General features: G+C 45.4%; 17 protein-coding genes and 2 pseudogenes. 3 read left to right on the top strand and 16 right to left on the bottom strand.

All coding sequences use genetic code 11. The features are described 5' to 3' along the window. The 7 genes and pseudogenes from Q7Q81_RS10160 to Q7Q81_RS10135 form a co-directional block, all read right to left on the bottom strand. The coding region (locus tag Q7Q81_RS10160) for a sodium ion-translocating decarboxylase subunit beta (protein WP_304275848.1) at positions 1 to 286 on the bottom strand (286 nt) is incomplete at its 3' end. A gap of 226 nt (positions 287 to 512) precedes the next feature. Next, positions 513 to 638 (bottom strand): annotated as a pseudogene (locus tag Q7Q81_RS11115) (sodium pump decarboxylase); the annotation flags it as partial. Positions 639 to 1,135: 497 nt separating this feature from the next. Continuing rightward, positions 1,136 to 2,269 carry a sodium ion-translocating decarboxylase subunit beta gene (locus tag Q7Q81_RS10155; protein WP_304275846.1) on the bottom strand — a complete coding sequence of 378 codons (1,134 nt, stop codon included), beginning with the start codon at positions 2,267 to 2,269 and terminating at the stop codon, positions 1,136 to 1,138. Positions 2,270 to 2,358: 89 nt separating this feature from the next. Beyond that, a pseudogene (locus Q7Q81_RS10150) lies at positions 2,359 to 2,484 on the bottom strand (sodium pump decarboxylase); the annotation flags it as partial. 417 nt (positions 2,485 to 2,901) lie between these two features. Beyond that, complete coding sequence (locus Q7Q81_RS10145; protein ID WP_304275843.1) at positions 2,902 to 6,033, bottom strand: efflux RND transporter permease subunit; 3,132 nt, start codon at positions 6,031 to 6,033, stop codon at positions 2,902 to 2,904. 13 nt (positions 6,034 to 6,046) lie between these two features. Further along, positions 6,047 to 7,234, bottom strand: coding sequence for an efflux RND transporter periplasmic adaptor subunit (locus Q7Q81_RS10140; protein ID WP_304275839.1), 1,188 nt, complete (start codon positions 7,232 to 7,234; stop codon positions 6,047 to 6,049). Positions 7,235 to 7,466: 232 nt separating this feature from the next. Then, entirely contained in the window at positions 7,467 to 8,729 is a 1,263-nt protein-coding gene (locus tag Q7Q81_RS10135) for a hypothetical protein (protein WP_304275838.1), read from the bottom strand. Positions 8,730 to 8,978: 249 nt separating this feature from the next. Between Q7Q81_RS10135 and Q7Q81_RS10130 the strand changes: the two genes are divergently transcribed. The 3 genes from Q7Q81_RS10130 (at position 8,979) to Q7Q81_RS10120 (ending at position 11,719) form a co-directional block, all read left to right on the top strand. Then, positions 8,979 to 9,998 carry an ABC transporter substrate-binding protein gene (locus tag Q7Q81_RS10130; RefSeq protein WP_293390604.1) on the top strand — a complete coding sequence of 340 codons (1,020 nt, stop codon included), beginning with the start codon at positions 8,979 to 8,981 and terminating at the stop codon, positions 9,996 to 9,998. Between the two features lie 121 nt (positions 9,999 to 10,119). Continuing rightward, the gene (locus tag Q7Q81_RS10125; RefSeq protein WP_304275835.1) at positions 10,120 to 10,908 is read left to right on the top strand and encodes an ABC transporter ATP-binding protein; all 789 of its coding nucleotides are present in this window, start codon (positions 10,120 to 10,122) and stop codon (positions 10,906 to 10,908) included. Further along, complete coding sequence (locus tag Q7Q81_RS10120; RefSeq protein WP_304275833.1) at positions 10,901 to 11,719, top strand: ABC transporter permease; 819 nt, start codon at positions 10,901 to 10,903, stop codon at positions 11,717 to 11,719. The genes Q7Q81_RS10125 and Q7Q81_RS10120 overlap by 8 nt, the downstream gene beginning before the upstream one ends. A gap of 144 nt (positions 11,720 to 11,863) precedes the next feature. Here the strand turns inward: Q7Q81_RS10120 and Q7Q81_RS10115 are convergent, their stop codons facing one another. The 9 genes from Q7Q81_RS10115 to Q7Q81_RS10075 all read right to left on the bottom strand — a co-directional run bounded on the left by Q7Q81_RS10115 (position 11,864) and on the right by Q7Q81_RS10075 (position 22,500). Next, on the bottom strand, positions 11,864 to 12,475 hold the full coding sequence (locus Q7Q81_RS10115) for a GNAT family N-acetyltransferase (RefSeq protein ID WP_021719517.1): 612 nt from the start codon (positions 12,473 to 12,475) through the stop codon (positions 11,864 to 11,866). A gap of 1 nt (position 12,476) precedes the next feature. After that, positions 12,477 to 14,030 (bottom strand): DUF4127 family protein, encoded by a 1,554-nt coding sequence (locus Q7Q81_RS10110; RefSeq protein WP_304275830.1) that lies wholly within the window; start codon positions 14,028 to 14,030, stop codon positions 12,477 to 12,479. Between the two features lie 202 nt (positions 14,031 to 14,232). After that, complete coding sequence (locus Q7Q81_RS10105) at positions 14,233 to 14,976, bottom strand: amino acid ABC transporter ATP-binding protein (RefSeq protein WP_293390619.1); 744 nt, start codon at positions 14,974 to 14,976, stop codon at positions 14,233 to 14,235. Positions 14,977 to 14,979: 3 nt separating this feature from the next. Next, positions 14,980 to 15,774: an amino acid ABC transporter permease gene (locus Q7Q81_RS10100; RefSeq protein WP_303706656.1), complete on the bottom strand. Its 795-nt coding sequence runs from the start codon at positions 15,772 to 15,774 to the stop codon at positions 14,980 to 14,982. 103 nt (positions 15,775 to 15,877) lie between these two features. Continuing rightward, positions 15,878 to 16,726 (bottom strand): transporter substrate-binding domain-containing protein, encoded by an 849-nt coding sequence (locus Q7Q81_RS10095; protein WP_040565165.1) that lies wholly within the window; start codon positions 16,724 to 16,726, stop codon positions 15,878 to 15,880. Positions 16,727 to 16,894: 168 nt separating this feature from the next. Beyond that, positions 16,895 to 18,097, bottom strand: coding sequence for an LL-diaminopimelate aminotransferase (locus Q7Q81_RS10090; RefSeq protein WP_304099949.1), 1,203 nt, complete (start codon positions 18,095 to 18,097; stop codon positions 16,895 to 16,897). 105 nt (positions 18,098 to 18,202) lie between these two features. Beyond that, the gene (gene dapF / locus Q7Q81_RS10085) at positions 18,203 to 19,090 is read right to left on the bottom strand and encodes a diaminopimelate epimerase (RefSeq protein ID WP_044484008.1); all 888 of its coding nucleotides are present in this window, start codon (positions 19,088 to 19,090) and stop codon (positions 18,203 to 18,205) included. A gap of 213 nt (positions 19,091 to 19,303) precedes the next feature. Beyond that, positions 19,304 to 20,650, bottom strand: coding sequence for an MATE family efflux transporter (locus Q7Q81_RS10080; RefSeq protein WP_304275827.1), 1,347 nt, complete (start codon positions 20,648 to 20,650; stop codon positions 19,304 to 19,306). A gap of 191 nt (positions 20,651 to 20,841) precedes the next feature. Then, positions 20,842 to 22,500 (bottom strand): Na+/H+ antiporter NhaC family protein, encoded by a 1,659-nt coding sequence (locus tag Q7Q81_RS10075; RefSeq protein ID WP_303713151.1) that lies wholly within the window; start codon positions 22,498 to 22,500, stop codon positions 20,842 to 20,844. Positions 22,501 to 23,060 lie beyond the last annotated feature (560 nt).

The raw sequence follows: 23,060 nt of genomic DNA, 5'->3' as shown, positions 1-23,060 counted from the left end.
TCATAGCGCCTACGCCCAAGAAGATCAACGGAGGGAATACTTCGTGGTGAATACCGTACATAATAACGGACATAACACCAGGTTCTTCGAAACCGTTTTTAGGAATGTTAGCCAGAATACAACCGAAAGCAATCGGGGACAGCAGCAAAGGCTCGAAACCTTTAGCGATAGCCAGATAAAGCAGAACCAGACCGACGCAGATCATGATTATATGACCGCCAGTCAGTGCAGAGAAGCCGGAGTCTGCCCATACAGAAGACAAAGCAACAAAAAATGCCTCAAACATGTGAATTTTTCCTCCTTGTTTCCCTTAATTGGGATGTTATAAGTGCAAATAAGCTTCACAATAATGCTATAACACTTCCATTTTAACTGCATCACCACAGTCTCCCCTAGTCTACCTGTGGTCTGCTTTGCAATGAAAGCAGAAGATCAGAAAATGCTATTTCTTCTTATGAAGCTGCTTAAAGCAGCAGCACTGCTTTGAAACCTTTTTTTACAGCTAAATCTTATTTAGCCTTGGTAGGATCAACTACCTGGATTAAACTCATCAACATGCCTAATCCGATTAAAACTCCAAAGACAATGGTCATGTTGATTATGGCAATCAGCCACGGATTTGTTGTTACAGGACCCACTGTTTATCACCTCTTCCTAAGATAATTAAAGGGGAACTAGGTTCTATAAGCGTGATGCTTATCTTACTTTAATAAGTATAAAGTTATATTTTTTTATCTTCTGTTGCACAGGTCACACTGTTTTTCACGAAACAGTTACTTTATTTACATAATTACTTCACTTTAACTTCTATACTATTTCAAAAGTTCATTAATCGTTTTTGTTGCCTGTGCAACAGATTGTCATTTTGAGTTTGCTAAAATAAATACTGCAAAGCAACAATTTAATATCCTCTCAGTTTTCAATTTGTCTTTAGAGAGATTGGGAGAATGCTGAAACGACTGCGAATTTAGTTTTGGCAATAAAAAATAACCAGCTGCGAACTGGTTATTTTTTTGCTTTCAAACAGTCACAGCCTAATGACTGTACGTCTATTTAAAGCTAAACAAAAGCAAAACCCATCCGGTAAAAACCGGACGGGCTTTACTTTTTTAGGGAGAGTTATCACAATAACTGCTTATTTAGCAACAGGGCCAATCATAGCCAGCATAGTACCTGCAGCAACTGCAGTACCGATAACGCCTGCTACGTTAGGACCCATAGCATGCATTAATAAGAAGTTTGCCGGGTTAGCCTTTTGACCGACAATCTGAGATACACGGGCAGCCATAGGAACTGCGGATACACCGGCACTGCCGATAAGCGGATTAGTTTTGCCGCCATCAACCATGCACATAATCTTGCCGAATACTACACCGCCCCAGGTGCCTGCAGCAAAAGCAACCAAACCTAAGCAGATAATCAGGATAGTCTGATAGTTCAGGAAGGCTTCGGCACTCATGGTAAGACCGGTACCGGTAGCCAGCATGATGGTTACAGTGTTCATCAAAGCATTTTGTGCAGTATCGGACAGACGGTCCAGGCAGCCTGCTTCTTTGAACAGGTTACCAAGCATCAGCATGCCTATCAAAGCTGTTACCGGCGGCAGCAGCAGAGAAATAACGATGGTGCACATAATCGGGAAAACGACCTTTTCAAATTTACTTACCGGACGCAGCTGCTCCATAACAATCTTACGTTCTCTTTCGGTAGTAAACAGCTTCATTACAGGCGGCTGAATCAGCGGTACCAGGGACATGTAGGAATAAGCTGCAACGGCAATAGCACCCAAAAGATGCGGAGCCATTTTAGCTGCCAGATAAATAGCTGTCGGGCCGTCAGCACCGCCGATAATACCGATAGCAGATGCTTCCTGTACAGTAAAGCCCAAAGCCATAGCGCCCATCAAAGATACAAATACGCCAATCTGAGCAGCAGCACCTAAAAGCAAGGTCTTAGGATTGGCAATCAGCGGACCGAAGTCTGTCATTGCGCCAACGCCCAGGAAAATCAACGGCGGGAATACTTCATGGTGAATACCGTACATAATAACGTACATAACACCCGGCTGTTCGAAACCGTTTTTAGGAATGTTAGCCAAGATACAGCCAAAGGCAATTGGTGACAACAGCAAAGGCTCGAAACCTTTGCCTATAGCCATATAAAGCAGAACCAGACCAACGCCAATCATAATTACGTTGCCACTTGTCAGAGCAGAAAAACCTGAGTCTGCCCAAACAGAAGCCAAAGCGACGATAAATGCCTCAAACATAGAATAATCCTCCTCTTGGCCCATATCGGGAAAATAAGTGCATTTTTTAATAGATCAGACAGGGAAAAAGTGCATCATTTGCTTCAATGCTTATTTCTAGTAGGGTCAACCAACTGAATCATACTCATGAGTACACCTAAAGCAATGAGCACACCAAAAACGATTGTCATGTTGATAATAGAAATCAGCCACGGATTAGTTGTTACGGAACCCATATAAATCACCCCTTCCAAATAAATTTAAATATAATATTTACCGCAATATGCTTCCGGATATTTGACTTCAAACACCCCTTTTTGCCTTGCTAAATTAAGTATAAAAATAATTCTGCTGTTATTCCGTTGCTTATGTCACACATAATAAACTGACGGTCTTAGTTTACTTACAGATTGTATTCGTTTTAAATTTGTTATTGTTATTAAAATTTAAAAAACATTTTTGTTATTGTAAGGGATTAGTTTACTTATGTAACTTAAAAAAGCAAGCTCAAAGAGCTTGCTTTTCAAGTCAGAATAACCATTAACTTCTATGCTATTATTTATGTATAAAATTAAAAATATGTATTTTACTGTCTAACACCAGCTATTGAAAATTAAAAACGCCGCTCAAACGAGCGGCGTTTTTTAGCAGCATTACAACTGTTCGGTTACATTGTCTTCGGGAGTCCCCTTCTTTTTGCGGCTGAAGAAGCGTTCAACAACTACAAAGAGTACAGGAATCAGGAAGATACCAAAGAGAGTAGCGATAGTCATACCGCCTACTACGGCATTACCCATAGATACACGCGCACCGGCGCCCGGGCCGGTAGCAATAGCCAAAGGCAGACAGCCTAAGATGAACGCAAAGGACGTCATCAGGATAGGACGCAGACGGACATGAGCAGCCTCGACAGCCGCATGTACAACATCCATGCCCTGCTCCATATTCATCTTCGCATATTCTACGATCAGAATAGCGTTCTTTGCAGCCAGACCGATCAGTGTAATCAGACCAATCTGCATATAAACGTCATTCTGCAGGCCACGTGCATACTGTACCAGGAAGCAGCCGAAAACTGCTGAAGGTACAGACAGCAGTACTGCCAGAGGAATTGTCCAGCTTTCATACAGAGCTGCCAGACACAGGAATACGAAAATCAGAGAGATAATGAAAATCTGAGTGGAACGGCTGCCGGCTTCAATCTCATCAAGGCTCTGACCGGTCCATTCGTAGGTATAGGTATTAGGCAGAACCTGCTTAGCAACCTCTTCAATAGCAGCCATAGCCTGACCGGAGGAATAACCGCTGGCAGGGTCGCCGGAAATCTTAATCGCACTGGCACCGTTAAAGCGTGTCATAACAACAGAGCTGTTCTTAGGAGTAGGCTTTACAAGTGTATTCAGCGGAATAGACTTGCCGTCATTGCTGCGTACAAAGAAGTAACGCATATCCTCTACACCGGTACGATATTTTTCATCAGCCTGCATAACAACCTTCCAAGTACGGCCGAAGTTATTGATATCGTTGATTTCGTTACCGCCTAAGAACGCCTGCAATGCGGAATAAACAGTAGATACAGGAACGTTCAGGGATTGTGCCTTATCACGGTCAACCTCAAACTGATACATAGGAGTATTGGTGTTCAAGGTAGTGTACAGCATACCGATTTCCGGGCGCTTGCGGCAAGCAGCCAAAAATTCGTTAGCACGCTCACCCATAGTGTTAACGTCTTCACCGCCAAGATTCATGAGATAAAGGCTCAGAGTACCGGTACTTGAAGCACCGGGCAGAGAAGGCGGCTGGAAGGCCATAACGGTTGCATCAGGAATCTGTGCGCCCATGCCGAAAATCATCGGAATAACATCCTGTACGCTGTTGCTGCGCTTGCTGTAGTCCTCCATAGTAACTACTGCCAGACCGGCGTTAGCCTTCTGGCCCATGGACAGGATATCAATACCGCTAACCTCCATAACGTTTTTAACGCCGGGGAGCTTTCTCATATTTTGTGCAAGGCCTGCCATAATCTGCTGCGTACGGTTACTGGAAGCACCCTCAGGCAAAGCGATAGATACAGCAGTCATGCCCTGGTCCTCGTTCGGTACAAAGCCTGTCGGCGTTGCCTTCGCCAGGAAACCGATGCAGATAACAACAACAACAAGACAGGTCAGAATCAGTTTAGATTTACGAATGCAGCCTTCAACGTTTTTCACGTATTTAGCCAACGTTCTTGCAAACCAATCGTCAAATGCTTTTACAGCCTTGCCGATAAAGCCCTTCGGCGCCTCCTCCTTCTTGACCAGAATCAAGGAGCAGAGTGCAGGAGTCAGGGACAAAGCTACGATAGCAGAAAGCATCATGGATACAGAAATCGTAATCGCAAACTGCTTGTACAATTCACCAACAGTACCGCCGGTGAAGGCTACAGGAATAAATACCGCAGACAGTACGAAGGCAATAGCCACAACAGGGCCGGAAACCTCGTTCATAGCGCGGTAGGTTGCCTCCTTAGGAGACATACCGTTTTCCTGAATATGATGTTCAACCGCTTCTACTACAACGATAGCGTCGTCGACAACAAGGCCGATAGCCAGAATCATTGCGAAAGCAGTCAGAGTATTGATAGTAAAGCCCAAAATTACGAAGGAAGCAAAAGTACCTACCAAAGATACCGGTACAGCCAAAATAGGAATCAGGGTTGCACGCCAGCTGCCCAGGAACATAAATACTACCAAAATAACCAGAATCAAGGCTTCAACGAAGGTATGCGCAACCTTCTCCAGAGATTCGGTAATAAACTGGGTGTTATCCTGAATAACGACCAGCTTCATATCGTCAGGGAAACGGCTTTCGGCATCCTTTAATACCTCGCGGATATTCTTAACAGTTTCGATTGCATTCGCATCGGAAGTCAAGGATACCGGGAATACAACGGAATCGCCGCCGTTGAGCTTACTGGTAATAAGGTCATTACGCGGACCTTCTTTAATAGTTGCGATATCCTTCAACTTCAGGTTATCGCCGTTGTTGGAACGGATAATTACGTTACCGAATTCCTCAGGTGTATTCAGACGGCCCTGGGCACTTGCGGAATAGGTACGCTCCTGCTTGTCAACAGTAGGACGGTTACCGATAGAACCAACCGCAGCCTGCACGTTCTGTGTTTTGATAGCGTTGGAAACATCGGTTACGGTTACGCCCAGCTGTGCCATTTTTTCAGGGTTCAGCCAGATACGGACTGCATATTCCGGACCATATTCACCAACTGTAGATACGCCCTTAACACGCTTTACTGCATCAAGGAAGTTCGCATCAGCGTAGGTTCTCAGGAACATAGCATCATAGGTATTTTTCGGAGAATAAAGGGCAAAATACATAATGGTCTCGGCAGATTCCTTAGCAGTGGTTACACCGTAGCCGGAAACCTCGCTCGGCAGAGAGCTGGTTGCCTGGGATACACGGTTTTGAACCTCTACAGAAGCAATATCTGCGTTTTTCTCCAGGTTGAATTCAACATTGAGCTCGTATTCACCACTGGAGGTACTTACAGAGGACATGTTCAGCATATTTTCTACGCCGCTGACCTTCTGCTCAATGGTCTGTGCTACAGCCTTTTCAACTATATCGGCACTCGCACCGACATAGTTGGTGTTTACGCTGATACGCGGTTTAGTAATGTTAGGATATTGGGCGATAGGCAGGCTGAAGCCGGCAATCGTACCCAATAAGGTAATAATAATCGCCAGTACTATCGCAAATACCGGGCGATCAATAAAGAAACGAGCCATCTAGCCAACCTCCTTATTGCTTCTTGCCAGCGGTAGCACTGTTATCAACAGTAGTATCCAAATCAGCCTCAGTCATCGGCTGCGGGTTAACCTGAGCACCCTGTCTGATCTTGCCGGTGCCTTCAACTACGATTGTTTCATCGCCGGTCAGACCGCTTTCAACCATGTAGAAACGGCCAACAGAAGGACCAAGAGTTACTTCCTTCATGGTAACCTTGTTATCGCTGCCAACAACATAAACAAATTTCTTGTACATCAATTCAACAACTGCACGCATAGGAATCAAGAGAGCATCCTTTTTGGTGCCTGCGGTTGCCTGCACGTGAGCAAACATGCCCGGCAACAGACGATGTGCAGGGTTTCTGAACAAAGCCTTAACAGTCATGGTACCGGTGTTATCATTGATACCACGGTTAACCTCTGCTACAGTGCCTTTTAAATCGTAGGTACTGCCATCGCTCAAAACAACAGTCAGGTTGTCAAGAGAAGCAGCGCCGCTGTTATCATGAGCACCGGAAAGCTTCAGATATTCCGGCTCAGCAATGCTGAACTGTACAAATACCGGGTCAGTATTGCTTATTTTTGCCAGCGTAGTCTGACCTGCGGTTACATAGTTGCCAACCTCCAGCGCGGTAGTATCAATACGGCCGCTGAACGGAGCGGAAACGCTGGTATCGGTCATGTTAATCTGAGCATTTTCCAGAATTGCTTCCTGCGCATTTACAGAAGCCTGTGCCTGGTCACGCTGCATAATAGCGTTATCCAGAACCTGCTTGGAAATTGCATTCTGTGCATACAAGGTGCTGTAACGCTCTGCATTCAGAGCTGCGTTAGCCAAAGCCGCACGGGCATTAGCCAGGCCTGCCTGCGCGTTAAGCACGTTGGCCTGATAAGTACGTTGGTCAATAGCATACAAGGTCTGGCCTGCACTTACATTGTCACCGCCTTTGAAATACTTGGCTGTAATCTGGCCGCTTACCTGAGCCTTCAGCTCCATTTCCTGCTGAGCCTGTACAAAGCCTGTATAATCATATACCAGAGGGGTGTCACGCTTAATAACCTTCATGGTTTTAACCAAAGCTGCCTGATTGCCGCCCTGCTGCTGCTTTTGACCACAGCCTGCAACGCTCAGTACAAAGGTTGCCGCCAGCGCCGCAGCCATTGCTTTTCTCGCACGGCCGGAGCGAATAAAACTTAACATAAAAAAACCTCCTTCACCTTCACTCTGAAACTACTCAATATATATAATGACAAATGATACTGCTATATTGTCGATAGCACCTTTACCTGAAAATATTCCTGCTCCAGTTTCAGAATACTACTATTATAATGGACATTTTTCAGAAATGCAAACTTCATTTAAACAAATTTCGCCGCTTTTTCTTGCATTTTCTTCACTTAGCTTCGTCTCACAAATTTTGCTGACTGACCAGTCAGCTTTTGCTGTTCAACAGCTCTTTTTTCAGCAAAAATTTATGCAGATTGCCCATGGCAAAACCCGATACCTGGTCTACGCCATCAATACGCTGCATCAAAAACAGATTATCTCCTTCAATATACCATTCATCCGGCAGTCTGTCCTTATATACAACCTTCTTATTGGTATTCAGCAGATTAAGCAGCGGCAGCAAATCCTTATCCTTGACATTAAGCACTTCATCCAGTCTGATTTTTTCGGCAGTCTTTGGATTTACGTTCAGCTGATGATGGATAAAGCTGTTTTTACCGCTAATCAGCTGCACGCTCAGAATCTGCTCGTCAGCACGCATCACCTTAAATGCCATATCTGCCTCGCCCTTATAAAAATGCTCCAGATATTCATGGCATTCTTCTTGCAGCAGCTTATTCATTTTATTTTGCAGCTCTACATCCTTACCGGCAAAAACCGGGAAGGTAGCTTCACCGCCGGGCACAACCATCTTACGCGCTAATATAGTACCGGCAGCAAAATCTTTGCCATCATTTACGGTATTATCCTTAGGCGTAGGCGCAAGCGTCATAATGGTCAGGGAAAACTGTTTCCATTCCTTAGTTTTCTTGTCCTGCTTCCAGATAGCGCCCACATCTGCCAGAGGCTGCTTTTTTTGCAGCAGCTGTTGACAGCCAAACAATTCATCTGCGCCGTCATTATCTACATCGTGTGCTACGAGAGAATGCAAGCCGCCATACTCCAGCTTGCCGTCTTCGACCACGCAGCCTGCTGCCGGGGTTAAATCAGATTTGTTCCCGTCAATTAAGGATACATGCATTTTGCCGTCCTTGGCAAAGGCTTGCGTTACCAATCCCATGCTTTCTGCAGCTCCAAAGACCTCACGCACATTTTTCTTATTGGCAAAGGAAAGCACACGATATTCACTTGGCGCATGCCAATCTCCTTGAGCAGCACTCACCAGCAGCTGCTGTCTGGCGCTTTTGCCCGCCCACAGCTTAATAGGCTGCAGTTGGCAATTATACCCGCCCTTAATAGAAGGTGCATGAGCCGTCAAAAGCTTCTTGTCCTTATCCTTAATCATAATAAGCAGATCATTGGCGTAACCGTTAGGCAACCGGTAACCCCAAAGCTCGGCAGTAACAGTCTGCTCTGCAGTCAGCTGCAGCGGCACCTGCGCCAGCAGTGTGTCTGCAGCAGCGGCCATAGTGCTGCAGAAAATTACGCTGCTGCAGGCCAGGCCTTGCACCATCCATTTTATCTTCACGTCTTCACGTCCTTTCTTCAAACGTACTATTATATTATAGCATTTTTTTGTTATAAGTAGCTGTTAAAACACAGATTTTTTACATAAAGGTACCACAAACATCGTCAAATTCTGTTGCATTTCGTACAAAAAGGCTTTTTCTTATTTCTCAAAACGATTTTTTCATTAATATTACTGCTTTTTATTGTTAAATAGTGTAGAATAAAAGCGGTATTTTATGATTTTTTGGGAGAAGGGAAGGATTTATTAATGAAGAAAATTGTTGCTCTTCTGCTCAGCCTTTGCCTATTAGTATTAGCTGCAGGCTGTGGCGGTAACGATTCAAAAAAAGACACACCCAAAGAAAAGACTAAGGTAAGCCTTGGCATGCTGCGCCTGACAAGCAGCGCTCCTTTATTTATCGCTATGGATAAGGGCTTCTTTGCTGAAGAAGGTATTGAAATCGAACCACAATGGTTTGATGCCGCTCATCCGATTGCCGTATCCACTGCTTCCTCTAAGGTTGATGTCGGCGCTACCGGCATTACGGCCAGCCTATATAACATGGCAGCCAACGGACAAAAGCTTGGCATTGTTGCGGATAAAGGACGTGAACAAAAAGGCTATTCCTCTTCTGCACTGCTTGTGACCACCGACAACTATAACGCCGGTGTAAAAAGCCTGAAGGATTTGAAGGGCAAGCGTATCGGTATTACGCAAAAGGGCTCTACCTTCCATTATATGCTTGGCAGAATGCTGGAAACCCAGGGCATGAGCCTCAATGATGTGGAAATTGTTCCCCTGAGCAAGCTCAGTGCTGTTATGGCTGCTCTGGAAAGCAAGCAGATTGATGGCTGTATCTTAAACGAGCCTAACATCACCAAGGTGCAAAAAGCAGGCTACGGCAAACTGGTCGTACAGGTTGGCGACGTTATTCCTTACCAGACCTCTGCTATTTTCTACTCACCTGACTTTATGAAGAATAAGGATGCGGCTGTACGCTTCATGCGTGCTTACAACAAAGCCTGCAACTATTACTACGAAGCTGCAGTAGAAAAGAAGGATGCCAAAAAGCTGGAAGAAGTTGTTAATATTGTAGCCAAATACGTTAAGGCTCCAGCTGAAGACATTAAAGCAGGCCTGCCCTATATTGACAAGGACGGCAAGCTGCTTGTCAGCGATATTGCAACCCAGATTAAATGGTACACCGACAACAAGATGATTTCCGGCACACTGGATGCGAAGGATGTTGCCAACACCAGCTTTCTAGATGAAGCAATGAAGAAATAAACTATTGTATTAAAGCAAGACTGGCGTAAATGTAACAGCTGCAAAATGCGTTGACGATGCTTTAGCACCAAAACGCTGCGACTGATATATTAGCGCCAGTCTTTTTGGAGGATGGTAGAAAATGAAATTAGAAATCGCAAATATCTGCAAGGATTTCACCACCACCAGCGGTAAGCTGCTTCCTGTTTTGCAGGATATTAACCTCAGCATTAATAAGGAAGAATTTGTAGCATTGGTAGGACCGTCAGGCTGTGGTAAATCAACCTTGCTCAATATAACTGCCGGGCTTTTGGAGCCCACAAGCGGTAACGTAAAATTTACTGATGTCGCCGCGGGCTATGAGCCTCGCATGAGCATCGTCTTTCAGGAAACAGGCCTCTTCCCCTGGCGTAATGTGCATGATAATATTGCCTTCGGGTTGGAAACAGCAGGCATGAAAGCAGACGAAAAGGAAGCACGCATTAAGCATTACATTGAGCTTGTAGGCTTAAAGGGCTTTGAAAAATCCTTCCCGCACCAATTAAGCGGCGGTATGCGTCAGCGCGTTGGCATTGCCCGTGCTTTAGCTATCGAGCCTGACCTGCTGCTGATGGATGAGCCGTTTTCTGCCTTGGATGCGCAAACACGCACCATCATGCAGGAGGAACTGGTAACGCTGTGGGAAAAGACGCGTCTGACCACGCTATATGTTACACATAATATTCAGGAGGCAGTAATGCTTGCTGACAGAGTTGTACTGCTTTCGCGTCGCCCCGGAAAGGTCAGCAAAATACTGCAGATTACCATTCCGCGTGCCGAGCGTGCTAAAACGGAGCACACAGACGAAATTGCGGAATTTGTCCGTATCATCTGGGAGCATATCAGCAAGGATGCGCGTGCTGCCTTAATGGAGGTGGAAGACAATGCCTGAAAAGAAAACTGCTGCTGACGCAGCTAATGAATATATCGTGCGCAACCGCATGACGCATTGGCAAAAGACCTATCCGCATTGGGTAAGCGTTGCTTCCATCATCATCCTGCTGCTCTTTTGGGAGGCTATCTGCCGCTGCGGCCTGGTTTCTTCTCTGTTTTTGCCGGCACCGAGCCAGATTATCAGCGCCCTGCTTACCATGCTTGCTGACGGCGAAATCGGCGTGAGTCTGGTCGCCAGCATATACCGTATCCTAATTGGTTTCGCTGTCGGCAGCCTTATCGGCCTTGCAGTCGGTCTTGTTACCGGTACCTCGGCACTGGCAGATAAAATCGGTAATCCTGTTGTCAACGCTCTTTATCCTATCCCTAAAATCGCTTTGCTGCCGTTGTTCATTCTTTGGCTGGGAATCGGCGAGCTGTCGAAGGTAACGATTATTGCGCTCGGCGTTTTCTTTCCGGTAGCAATGAACACATACAGCGGTGTCAAAAATGTTGATACACTGCTTATCAAGGTTGCAGTCAGCTTTAACGCCAGCTGGTGGAAAACGATGAAAAGTGTTGTTCTGCCTAACGCCTTACCTATGATTTTCGCAGGTCTGCGCCTTGCTGCCGGCACATCTCTGTTGCTGCTGGTAGCTGCAGAAATGATTGCCGCCCAGGTCGGCATCGGTGCTCTTATCCTGCATTACGGCGATTTGATGATTACCGACCGCTTGATGGCCGGAGTTATTGTATTGTCCTTGCTCGGCCTGCTCTTTAACCTGTTCCTGCAATGGTTGGAGCGAAAGACTATCCCCTGGAAGAACTGAGAAAAGCACAAAAGCACTGTCTGCTCACTGATATTCTTATATCAGATAGAGCTGACAGTGCTTTTTCTTTTTCTGCTAAAATCTTACTACAGCTTCTTAAAATACTGTTACGCTTATACACAAATACTGCTTTCTGCCGAGCTATTACTGCAGGCTTGCCGAAGCCTCTTTTAAAACTGCTGTCACAGTCTCCGGCGGCAGCTCGCCTATCTTCTTGATCAGTTCAGGCTGCTTGGGATGTTCGGCAATAACCTTCTCCATCAACACCATGTCCAGCCAATGGCCGTGCTTGAAGCCTGTATTATTGAAGGTACCAATAATTTTATAGCCACACGCCTCATGCATTTTGACGCTGTGCTCATTGCTGGCAGTAATGCAGGCATAGGTCACAACTATTCCCTGCAGGCGCAGTAAAGCTTCCAGCGCCGTGTACATCACCTTGCCCAATCCGTGTCCCTGACCCTCAGGTGCCAGATAAATCGTTACCGCGGCACCCCACTGATAGGCAGCACGCTGCATATAAGGATGGGCATAAACATAACCCAACAGTCTGCCATCATGCTCACAAACTATATAAGGATAGTGCGCAGAAATATTTTTGATTCGCTCTGTAAATTCTTCTATAGACGGCTCCTCATATTCAAATGACACATCGCTGAGCGTCCTGTCATTGCTAATAACAAAGGGCGCGTAAATTTCCAGCAGCTTTTCTGCATCGTCAGGCTTCGCAAGGCGAAGCGTATACTTCATCGACATTTTATCGCTCCACCTTTACTTCAAACATTCTGCTCCACGGCAGCGTAAATTTATATTCTTCGGCAGTGTTGCCCATATACGGCTTGCTTACCTTGTTGATTTCCCGAGTAATATATGCTTCCGCCGCAGTACGCTGCTCCTCATTCAGTCCGCTGTTGGGCCAATAGTTAGGCCAGATAAGCTGCTGATAGGTTTGCATGCGCACATTCGCCTGATATGCCCAATCATCAAGATAACGCACATTAAGCAGATTTTCTCTTGCTTCCGGCGTTAACTGCTTATACAGCAGTCCCTGCGCCAGAGCAAAGCCCAAGCTGTTGCCCGCGGTATTCCAACCGCCGTAGGATGCCAGTCTGTAGGCAAGCTGTTTGTCAAACAAGGTTTTTACCAAAGCATTGTCCGCACCATTACCAAAGCGGATATCTGCCACAGTCACAGGATGATTATGCTTAAGAATGCGTTCAACCTTATTGACGAAATTTACGGTAGCAGGCAATGCCTTATAGCTGTTGCTTGCATCGGATGCCTCATGCGTCACACCATCGGCAGGAGTGTTGACTGCCAAAACCAAATCCGCATTTTTGCGCGAATATACTGGGAAGGCACCTGCCGCGTAGATATGCTGCTTAGCGCTCACAGCCACAGTATCATCCTCGTAGGTAGGCACAGTTTTACCGCCCTTGCCTGCAGCATAGGTTACATTTACCAAAGGCAGCTCATACTGCAGACGGTTGGCAGCACGGCTCAAAAGCAGCAGGCCAAGCTGATCTGCGCCGGCGAAGAAACGGATTTTCTCCTTCGGCAGCTCATTTACCAGAATATCCATCTCGCGTGCTTCCCTATGTGCCTGAGAATAGGCAGCGGTATCGTCACGCCCGATAAGCATATAATCAAAGTCGCCACTTTCCACACCATGCAGCAAAAGCTCCGTAGCGCGGATATTATTGCTGCGGCGTGTAAACATATCAGCAAGTATTTCCCGGGGAATGCTGCTGCGCAGTTCCGCCAGCTCCTTTACCTCTTTACGCTTAATCTGCTTAAGCTCCAGCTTGTCCTCAAGTTCTCCCAAGCGGAAGATTTTCGGACCCCATTCCCTATAATATGCCGGCTCAGTCGGTGCACTGCTAGCCTTAGGAGAACGCATAATAGTGGTAAAAACATAAACCTTCTGTCCGCCGTGCTGCTTTTTCAGCTCTACCAAGCGTTCAGCACGCTGCTGCAGAAGCTCCGGCGAAATTTCATGTGTGCGCGATGCTACCAGCCCGCCATAAAGCAAAGCATCGGAAGAAGCAACAATGGCTACCGATTCACCGGCTTTAGCCTCCAGCCAGTTAAAAAGCTTTTCCGGCTGACCTGCTGACTGAGCACCGGCAATATATTCGGCCGGCGGCAGCTGTACATCCCAGCCTGCAGCCTGCATCGTCTGCACTGTGTAATCAAGGCACACCGGTCTGTTGTCCATGGGTATATATAACAGAGTGCCCTTAGCGGCAAATGCTGTATGAGTAGTCAACAGTAAAGCGCAAAGCAAAGCACTTCGCAAAACCTTCATCATTTTTATCACTACCTTTAACTCTTTCTAAGCAGAGATATTCCTCGCCTTAATAGAATTTCTACAGCAATAAACAAAATTCCTGCGTTGACTTATAATTTCTTCTTGCATCTCTCGGTTATGATAAAAGCTCATCGCAAAACAAAAGCTCCCTGCTTCAAGGTATACCTTGAAACAGAGAGCAAAGCTACGTTATAAAATTAGCTTAAGCGTTAGCAAATCTGCTTAAGAAATCCTGAGTACGTTTATTCTTCGGATGCGTAAACAGCTCCTGCGGCTCGCCTTCCTCAGCAATTACACCCTGGTCGATAAAGATAACACGATTAGAAACGTCACGGGCAAAAGCCATCTCATGTGTTACGATAACCATCGTCAGGCCTTCCTTAGCAAGGTCGCGGATAACGCGCAGAACCTCGCCAACCATTTCCGGGTCCAATGCGCTTGTCGGCTCGTCCATCAAAAGAACCTCCGGCTCCAGCGCCAGCGCACGTGCGATTGCCACACGCTGCTTTTGACCGCCGCTCAGCTGATGCGGTTTCGCATTTACATAAGTGTCCATACCAACATGCTTCAGATATTTCAGCGCAGTTGTGCGAGCTTCATCCTTGCTTTTGCCAAGAACCTTAACCTGACCTACCATGCAGTTTTCCAGAACGGTCATATTGTTAAACAGGTTAAAGGATTGGAACACCATGCCTACCTTAGTACGATACATAGTGAGCTTTTTGAAAGCTTCGTTGACATCCGTACCACGGTAATCAATAGTGCCGGCAGTCGGATGCTCCAAATAGTTCACGCAGCGGATAAGCGTAGACTTGCCGCTGCCGGAAGGACCGATGATGCAGACAACATCACCGCGACGGACATCAAAGCTGATGCCCTTTAAAATTTCACGCTCGCCAAAGCTTTTCTTTAAATCATGGACTGATAACAAAAGTTCCTTTTCCATAGCTTAGTACCGTCCTTTCTGCTTCTTAGTAGGCAGAGGGATATCACCGCAGGGATCCATCATCGGGTCATAGGTAACCAGCTGATAATCCTTAGGGCCATCCATCTTGCTTTCCAACCAGCGCAGCAGGCGGGAAGCGGTAAAGGTCATAATAAAGTAAATTACGCAGGTAATGAAGAAAATTTCAAAGTATTTGTAGTACACGCCTGCAGCAGACTTGGAAGCAAAATACAGCTCTGTTACGGAGATAACGTTCAACACAGAGGTATCCTTGATATTGATAATCAGGTTGTTGCCCAGCTGCGGCATAACGTTGCGCAGAGCCTGCGGCAGAATAACGCAACGCATAGTCTGGATATGGTCCATACCGATAGCAATTGCTGCTTCCTTTTGTCCCGGGTCAACAGATTCAATACCGCCACGCACAGTTTCTGCCATGTATGCACCGGTATTGATAGAAACAACCAAAAAGCCGGCAAACAGCGGTGACATATCGATATCAAACAGGCTCATTGCACCGTAATAAACAACCATAGCCTGTACAATCATAGGTGTACCGCGGAACACCTCTACGTAAGCATCTAATAAGCGCTGCAAACAGCGCACCAAAGTTCTCTTAACCTTGCTGTCATTATCCTCCAAAGGAATTGTTTGGATAACACCGACAATAAGGCCGATAATACAACCGATAAATGTGCCTACTACTGCCAGCAGCAGAGTAACGACCGCGCCCTTCAGCAGGACAGAGCCATATTGCTGCAGCAGGTAGACTACCCAGCCAAAAAATGTTTCCGGCATTACATACACCACCTTAATTTAATACAAAAAGAGGCGACAAGCGCCGCCCCTTGCAAATGGCGTAACTCGTTATTACAACGCAGCTATTCCATTCCTATACAGCTTATTTTGCCAAAGGCTGTTTCTTAATAGCTTCATCCATAATTTTGTTGAAGTCAGCCTCGGTCATACCGCTCAGAACCTTGTTCATAGCGTCTGCCAGTTCCTTGTTGCCTTTTTTAATAGCAATGCCGATTTCAACATCCTCTTTGGAGGTTTTAAAGCCTTTGTCTTCAGGGAAGGTTACCATGGTCAGATCAGGGTTAGCAAAAGCAGCAGCCTTAGCAGTCGGGATATCGGTTACGATCAGGTTGCATTTGCCAGATTTCAGCGCAACAATCATGCCGGGAACGTTGTCGATAGCAGGCAGCTTTTTAACGTCAGGAACCTGGTCAATCTGGTCATACCAGATGGTATTCAGCTGAGAGGTAGCAATAGAGCCTTTGAGGTCGGCAACACTCTTAGCCTGAGCTTGCGGAGAATCCTTTTTAACCAGTGCTACTACAGTTGCATAGTAGTAAGGTTTGGTGAAGTCAACGGACTCTTTACGTTTGGAGGTAATGGACATGCCGGCAATAGCAGCATCAATTTTGCCGCTTACTACTGCAGGAGCCAAGCCATCCCATTCGATTTTATGGATTTCCAGGTCAGCGCCCATGGAATCAGCTAATTTTTTAGCAATCATAACGTCATAGCCGTAAGCATATTCGTTAGAGCCGGCGATTTTTACAGCGCCGCCGTCAGCAGACGGTTGGGACCAGTTGTACGGAGCGTATGCGCATTCCATACCAACCTTCAATACCTTTTTGCCGCTGTCAGCTTTTTTATCGCCACCGCCACAACCTGCGGTAACAGCCATTGCAACAACCATAGCGCCGCACAGAGCAGCTTTCAAAAATTTCTTCAAGTTCATCAAAAACACACCTTTCATTGTGAAATTATCTACTAAGTTACGTAATACTTTACTATATTACTGTCAAAAAAGCAAGCGTTCCGGCACAGATATAATGTATACATGAGTATAACTGCATAAAAGCCGTACCATCTCCTCAAGACACAGTACGGCTTGAAATGCTTAAGCTTATTTTTTCAGTCCGTTAATAATACGTTCCATAGCTTCGATGGTGTTTTCACGGCTGCCGAAAGCAGTCAGGCGGAAGAAGCCTTCGCCCATTTTGCCGAAGCCTGCGCCAGGAGTACCTACAACCTGCAGTTTTTCCAACAGGAAGTCAAAGAATTCCCAGGAGCTCATGCCGTTCGGACATTGCAGCCAGATGTACGGAGAATGTACGCCGCCATAATATTTAATGCCAACCTTATCAAAGCCTTCCATGATAATACGTGCATTTTCCTGATAGTAAGCAATGCTTTCGCGGCATTGTTTAATGCCTTCTTCGCTGAATACAGCCTCTGCACCGCGTTGGATAATGTAAGGAACACCATTGAACTTAGTGGTCTGGCGACGCAGCCACATTTTGTTCAGTTCCATTTCCTTGCCGCTTTCGGTTTTGCGAACCAGTGCATGCGGAACAACGGTGTAACCGCAACGGGTACCGGTAAAGCCTGCAGTCTTGGACAAAGAGCACAGCTCGATAGCGCATTTTTTAGCATCTTCGATAACGAAAATGCTGCGCGGAATTGCCGGATCGGTTACATATGCTTCATAAGCAGCATCGTACAGAATAACAGCATCATTTTTCAGTGCATAAGCAACCCATTCTTCCAGCTGCTCTTTGGTATAAGCAGAGCCGGTCGGGTTGTTCGGAGAGCACAGATAAATTACGTCAGCCTTAACATTTTCGTCCGGCATCGGCAGGAAATCATTTTCCGGCTTGCCTTCCATATAAATAATGTGACGGCCGCACATAATGTTGGTATCCAGATATACAGGGTATACCGGATCAGGAATCAGGATAGTGTTTGCATTGCTGAAAATATCGGTGATATTAGCGCAATCGCTCTTTGCACCGTCGCTGATGAAGATTTCATCGCTTTCCAGGGTAACACCGAAGGAAGCATAATATTTTACCAGTGCCGCATGCAGGAAATCATAGCCCTGCTCAGGACCATAGCCACGGAAAGTTTCCTGTACGCCCATTTCTGCTACAGCCTTAGCCATTGCATCAACAACACATTTTGCCAGCGGCAGGGTAACGTCACCAATGCCCAGGCGGATAATCTTTTTGTCCGGATGTGCCTCAGCATACGCGCTTACCTTGTGCGCGATATCAGCAAAAAGAAAGCTTTCTTTTAAGTTGCAATAGTTTTCGTTTACAAATGCCATTAAATAACCCCCATTATTAAATCATTTTAAATTTATAGCAAACGCCTGAAAAATTACTAGCTGCAAGCATTGCGATACCTGCAGCCAGTAGTTCAAGCAATTTGTTTACTCGTTAATAACACTCTCAGGAATATCAATTACGCCGTCAAATACTGCGACTGCGTTACCCTCCAGGGTAACATGATCATTCAGCTCATGCGTAACCTTGAGCAGACCGCCTTTGCAATGTACATTGAGCGGTTCGCCCTTCTTGCCTGCTTTGTTCAGCATAATGCAGGCTACGGTAACAGCGCTCGCACCGGTGCCGCAGGCCCAGGTTTCGCCGCTGCCACGCTCCCATACGCGGAACTTAACAGTGTTCTTGTCAAGAACCTGTACAAACTCAGTATTCACGCCTTCCGGGAACAGCTTATGATGTTCAAATTGCGGTCCCAGCTCCTCCAGGTTCAGGCTGTCCACATCATCCACAAAGGTAACAAAGTGCGGATTGCCCATAGAAATTGCCGTACCGTTATAGAAAACCTTCTCTTTGGTTACATCATCATGATTATCATTCAAAACAATTGCCTGGTCAACAAAAATATAATGGTCGCAGTTCATCGGAATTTCGGTAGCGCGGAAAACAGGCTTGCCCATATCCACCTTAGCACCTACAACCTCGCCGTTTTCGACAACCATTTCAATTTCCTTGACACCGGAAAGAGTTTCCAGCGTAATGGTAGTTTTATCGGTCAGACCTTTGTCATGCACAAATTTAGCTACGCAGCGCACGCCGTTACCGCACATCTTGCCTTCGCTGCGGTCAGCGTTGAACATACGCATTTTGAAATCAGCAACGTCAGATTTGCAAACGCAGATAAGACCGTCACTGCCAATACCAAAGCGTCTATGACTTACATATTCGGAAATAGCGCCCGGGTTCGGCAGCATCTCCTTGGTGCAGTCTACATAGACATAATCATTACCAGCACCATGCATTTTTGTAAATTCTATTTTCATGGCCCTTCCTCCTTTGAATCCTCTTTACTCATTATAACAAAAATATACTGAAATTCCAACCTGATAAACAATAAAGTTAGCTTTAGCGCACAAAAAAGCCGGTACATTTCCGTACCAGCGAAATATAACGGACATGATTGCTTTTTTTATCTGCAAAGATTTCACGTAGAATGTTTTTCTGCAGTAAAAAACAGCTTCTGAAAGTATTTATGCAAATCTCCTGGACGGCCTGCACCACATCAGCGCAGCAAAAATCAGCACAGCAGTCACACCCATGCTTACAGGATAAACGTACATTAAGGTACGGAAATCATGATACACAGGGAAAACAAAGGCAACCCACAAGAAGCGTACACCGCAGACACCTAAAATCGTAAGCAGCGACGGTAAAAAAGATATTCCGAAGCCACGCAGATAACCCGACATGACATCATATGTAAGGCTGAAAATATAGGCACAAAATACTGTAGCTGCTCTGATATAGCCAAGCCTGATAACCTCACTATCATCATTAATGAGTGCAATAAGCCGGTCACCAAAGAGGAACACTATAAGCATGCAAATACCGGTGCAGATAACATCCTCCAGCAGGCACAAGCGTAAAATCTTGCGACAACGTGCCAGCTGTCTGGCGCCATAATTCTGCCCGACAAAGGTTGTGCATGCCTGTGTAAAGGAGCTGAAGATACTGAACGCTACCATCTCCAAAATCAGTGAAGCACTGGAGGCTGCAATGACCTCTGTTCCCAGGCTGTTGATAGCCCCCTGAATGACTACATTCGCCAAGCTGAAAACTGCGCCTTGGATGCCTGCAGGCAAACCGATGCTTACAATTTCTTTCAGTGTAGGCATATCAAGGTGCAGCTTACTCCATTCCAACTTAATTATAGAATCTGTTTTCAGCAATAAGCGAAGCAGAATCAAAGCAGAAACCGCGTTAGCCAACACTGTAGCAATCGCTACACCGGTAACATCCAGCTTGCATACGCAGACAAAGAATAAATCCAGCACAATATTAACCAGGCTGGCTGCAATAAGCGCCATCAACGGTTTTTGCGTTTCACCGATACTGCGGAAAATAGCCGCTTCAAAATTGTACAGCAAAATAATCGGCATACCTAAAAAATATATTCTGAGGTACATCACAGCTGAAGGTAAAACTTCTGCCGGAATTTCCAGCAAACCTAAAATCGGCACAACAGCAAACTGTGCAAAAACAGCAACCGCAATACCGATAATCAGCGAAAGCAGTACAGCAGTATGCACCGCCTTCTTTACGCCTTCCGTATCACGTCTGCCGATAGACTGCGCAATAACAACATTAGAGCCCAAAGCTAGGCCCAAGAACAGAAAAATAATCATACCGATAATCGGCAAATCTGTTCCTACGGCAGCCATTGCCGCTGTTCTGTCGCTGTTAGCAAAGTTGCCGGCAATTACTACGTCTGTAGCGGTAAAAAACTGCTCTAAGATAGCTGTTGCAGCTACTGGCATAGAAAATTTAAATATTTTATCACATAAGGAACCATTAAGCATGTCCATGCTTGTCCGCATATCTTCAATACCTTCTCTTTCTTTTAGCTAGTGATAGATATTATAATACTAAATTTAGGCAATAGCAAATTGATATTTTCTATGCCCTGTTATAGTTATAAGGCATAATATAACGCTTATGATAAGCAATGCTTAACATACAAAAAGCCGATACATTTCTGTATCAGCTTTTCGATCATAAAATATTTCGTTTAAGCAGCCTGTTTACGCATATAAGTACGCATAACCAGCAATGTTACAAATAATAAGCACAGCGTAATAGGCAAAGCAATCAGCGCTAAGGAGCTTTCCGTAAAGTACGCAATACCGCCGGCAATCAGATAGCCGGCAACAGACACGGAAGCTGCAGTCAAAGCATAGGGCAGCTGTGTGGAAACGTGGTTAACGTGGTCGGAATGCGCACCTGCGGATGCCATAATCGTTGTATCGCTGATAGGCGAGCAGTGGTCACCGCATACCGCTCCGCTCAGGCAGGCAGCAATAGAGATAATCAGCATTTCATAGGTATCGCCGGAACCGAAAACGTTGCAAACAACAGGAATCAGAATAGAGAAAGTACCCCAGCTTGTACCGGTAGAGAACGCAAGAAACATAGCAACAACAAAGATAATTGTCGGCAGGAACATTTTCAGGATACCAGCAGAGTTTGCAACAAGATCATGCACATAGAACTTTGCACCCAAAAGACCGGTCATACCGGACAGAGTCCAAGCCATGGTCAGAATCATAATCGGCGCAACCATTGCTCTGAAGCCTGCAGGAATACACTCAGTAAATTCCTTAAAGGTCATTACGTTGCGCACCATGTAGAAGCAGAAGGTAAAGAAGAAGGTTGCCATGCTGCCGAGTACCAGGCCTTTAGGAGCGTCAGCACCTGCAAAAGCATCAACAAAGCTTTCGCCTGTGAAGAAGCCACCGCTATAAATCATACCGATAATACAGCAGATAATAAGTACAATTACAGGCAGTACAAGGTCAATAACCGCACCGTTAGGCTTATCAGTATTGTCATCATCATCACCATACGGACGAGCAGCAGTAGTAAACAGGTCACCCTTATTTGCGTTATCCTCATGAACCTTCATGCTGCCGAAATCAAATTTCATGATGGTCAAAAGAAGCATCATAGATAAGGTAGTAATTGCGTAGAAGTTATAAGGAATAGTCTGCAGGAACATGTTAAAGCCGTTAATATCAGAGCCTTTAGGTACTGATGAGGTTACAGCTGCAGCCCAGCTGGAAACCGGCGCAATAATACAAATCGGCGCAGCAGTTGCGTCAATAAGATATGCCAGCTTTGCACGGCTAACCTGATGTCTGTCGGTAACAGGACGCATTACAGAACCAACCGTCAGACAGTTGAAATAGTCATCGACAAAAATAAGTACACCCAATGCAATGGTAGCGAGCTGCGCACCAACGCGGGTCTTGATATTTTTAGAAGCCCACTGGCCGAAGGCAGCACTGCCGCCAACCTTGTTCATAAGAGCTACCATGATACCAAGAATAACCAAAAATACCATAATACCAACGTTACCGCTATCCGACAGCTTGGTAATCATGCCGCCGTTTTCATTGTAAAGCATAGTATTTAAACCAAGCTCAAGATTACCGTTGGAATATAACAGTGCGCCGATTGCGATACCTACGAACAAAGAAGAATATACTTCCTTAGTAATCAAGGCCAAAGCAATTGCGATAACCGGAGGCAACAAAGCGCCGATAGTCGAATATACGGCAGGCTTATAGGTTTCAGGATCAACAGTGTTAGGATGCTGTCCGCTTATATAAAATAGGCCAGCCATGATAACAAGCAGTATCGCCAAAAATAAGTAATTGTTTTTTCTCATCTAATTAATCACTCCATAATTTTTTTCTAAAAAGTCCGAAAAAATTATATCATGATTACGTAACTAAAAGCAAGTGTATTATAAAAAATCGCTGACAAATTGTTAAAAATTATACATTGTTGTGTAAATAAGTGCAAAACAGGGCACTTTAACACTGGTTTATATTGCTTTAATGTCTATTCACAGTTGACAAGTTTCGAGGCTTACAGAGCAGGCGCATATATTCTTTATTCGCGCATCCAAGAAGCTAGTCTGCAGAACAACGCTGATTGATAAGAAGGCAAGTAAATTGAGCGATGGGTATATCGTGCAAGGAATAGCAATTTTAGCAAATGAGTGTCTGGAATCATCGAAACAAGGCAACTAAACCCTAACGATTACTTTCGAACAAAATCGGCGCCGCATGTTTCGTTATGATTCCACACGAAATTTGCGTTAAGAAATTGCTGCTGACTGAAATGATATATCTCTCGCAAATATTAAGAAGTTAGACGATAAGCTTAATACATGCTTGCGCGTCGCTCTGCTCCTTCAAGCATGGCTATCTATCCCTCCAAAAA

The sequence above is a fragment of the Phascolarctobacterium succinatutens genome (assembly GCF_958453765.1).
Classification (GTDB): Bacteria; Bacillota; Negativicutes; order Acidaminococcales; family Acidaminococcaceae; genus Phascolarctobacterium_A; species Phascolarctobacterium_A succinatutens_B.
The sequence above is the reverse complement of the archived record's forward strand: the minus strand, read 5'-3'. Positions and strand labels throughout refer to the sequence as shown.

What these genes read in the sequence shown, in the direction of transcription:
- Q7Q81_RS10115 (WP_021719517.1), bottom strand. Translation starts at nt 12,475, where the DNA reads ATGTCGATGAAGTATACGCTTCGCCTTGCGAAGCCTGACGATGCAGAA.
- Q7Q81_RS10095 (WP_040565165.1), bottom strand. Translation starts at nt 16,726, where the DNA reads ATGAACTTGAAGAAATTTTTGAAAGCTGCTCTGTGCGGCGCTATGGTT.
- Q7Q81_RS10110 (WP_304275830.1), bottom strand. Translation starts at nt 14,030, where the DNA reads ATGATGAAGGTTTTGCGAAGTGCTTTGCTTTGCGCTTTACTGTTGACT.
- Q7Q81_RS10125 (WP_304275835.1), top strand. Translation starts at nt 10,120, where the DNA reads ATGAAATTAGAAATCGCAAATATCTGCAAGGATTTCACCACCACCAGC.
- Q7Q81_RS10090 (WP_304099949.1), bottom strand. Translation starts at nt 18,097, where the DNA reads ATGGCATTTGTAAACGAAAACTATTGCAACTTAAAAGAAAGCTTTCTT.
- Q7Q81_RS10120 (WP_304275833.1), top strand. Translation starts at nt 10,901, where the DNA reads ATGCCTGAAAAGAAAACTGCTGCTGACGCAGCTAATGAATATATCGTG.
- Q7Q81_RS10105 (WP_293390619.1), bottom strand. Translation starts at nt 14,976, where the DNA reads ATGGAAAAGGAACTTTTGTTATCAGTCCATGATTTAAAGAAAAGCTTT.
- Q7Q81_RS10075 (WP_303713151.1), bottom strand. Translation starts at nt 22,500, where the DNA reads ATGAGAAAAAACAATTACTTATTTTTGGCGATACTGCTTGTTATCATG.
- Q7Q81_RS10155 (WP_304275846.1), bottom strand. Translation starts at nt 2,269, where the DNA reads ATGTTTGAGGCATTTATCGTCGCTTTGGCTTCTGTTTGGGCAGACTCA.
- Q7Q81_RS10140 (WP_304275839.1), bottom strand. Translation starts at nt 7,234, where the DNA reads ATGTTAAGTTTTATTCGCTCCGGCCGTGCGAGAAAAGCAATGGCTGCG.
- Q7Q81_RS10145 (WP_304275843.1), bottom strand. Translation starts at nt 6,033, where the DNA reads ATGGCTCGTTTCTTTATTGATCGCCCGGTATTTGCGATAGTACTGGCG.
- Q7Q81_RS10080 (WP_304275827.1), bottom strand. Translation starts at nt 20,650, where the DNA reads ATGCGGACAAGCATGGACATGCTTAATGGTTCCTTATGTGATAAAATA.
- Q7Q81_RS10100 (WP_303706656.1), bottom strand. Translation starts at nt 15,774, where the DNA reads ATGCCGGAAACATTTTTTGGCTGGGTAGTCTACCTGCTGCAGCAATAT.
- Q7Q81_RS10130 (WP_293390604.1), top strand. Translation starts at nt 8,979, where the DNA reads ATGAAGAAAATTGTTGCTCTTCTGCTCAGCCTTTGCCTATTAGTATTA.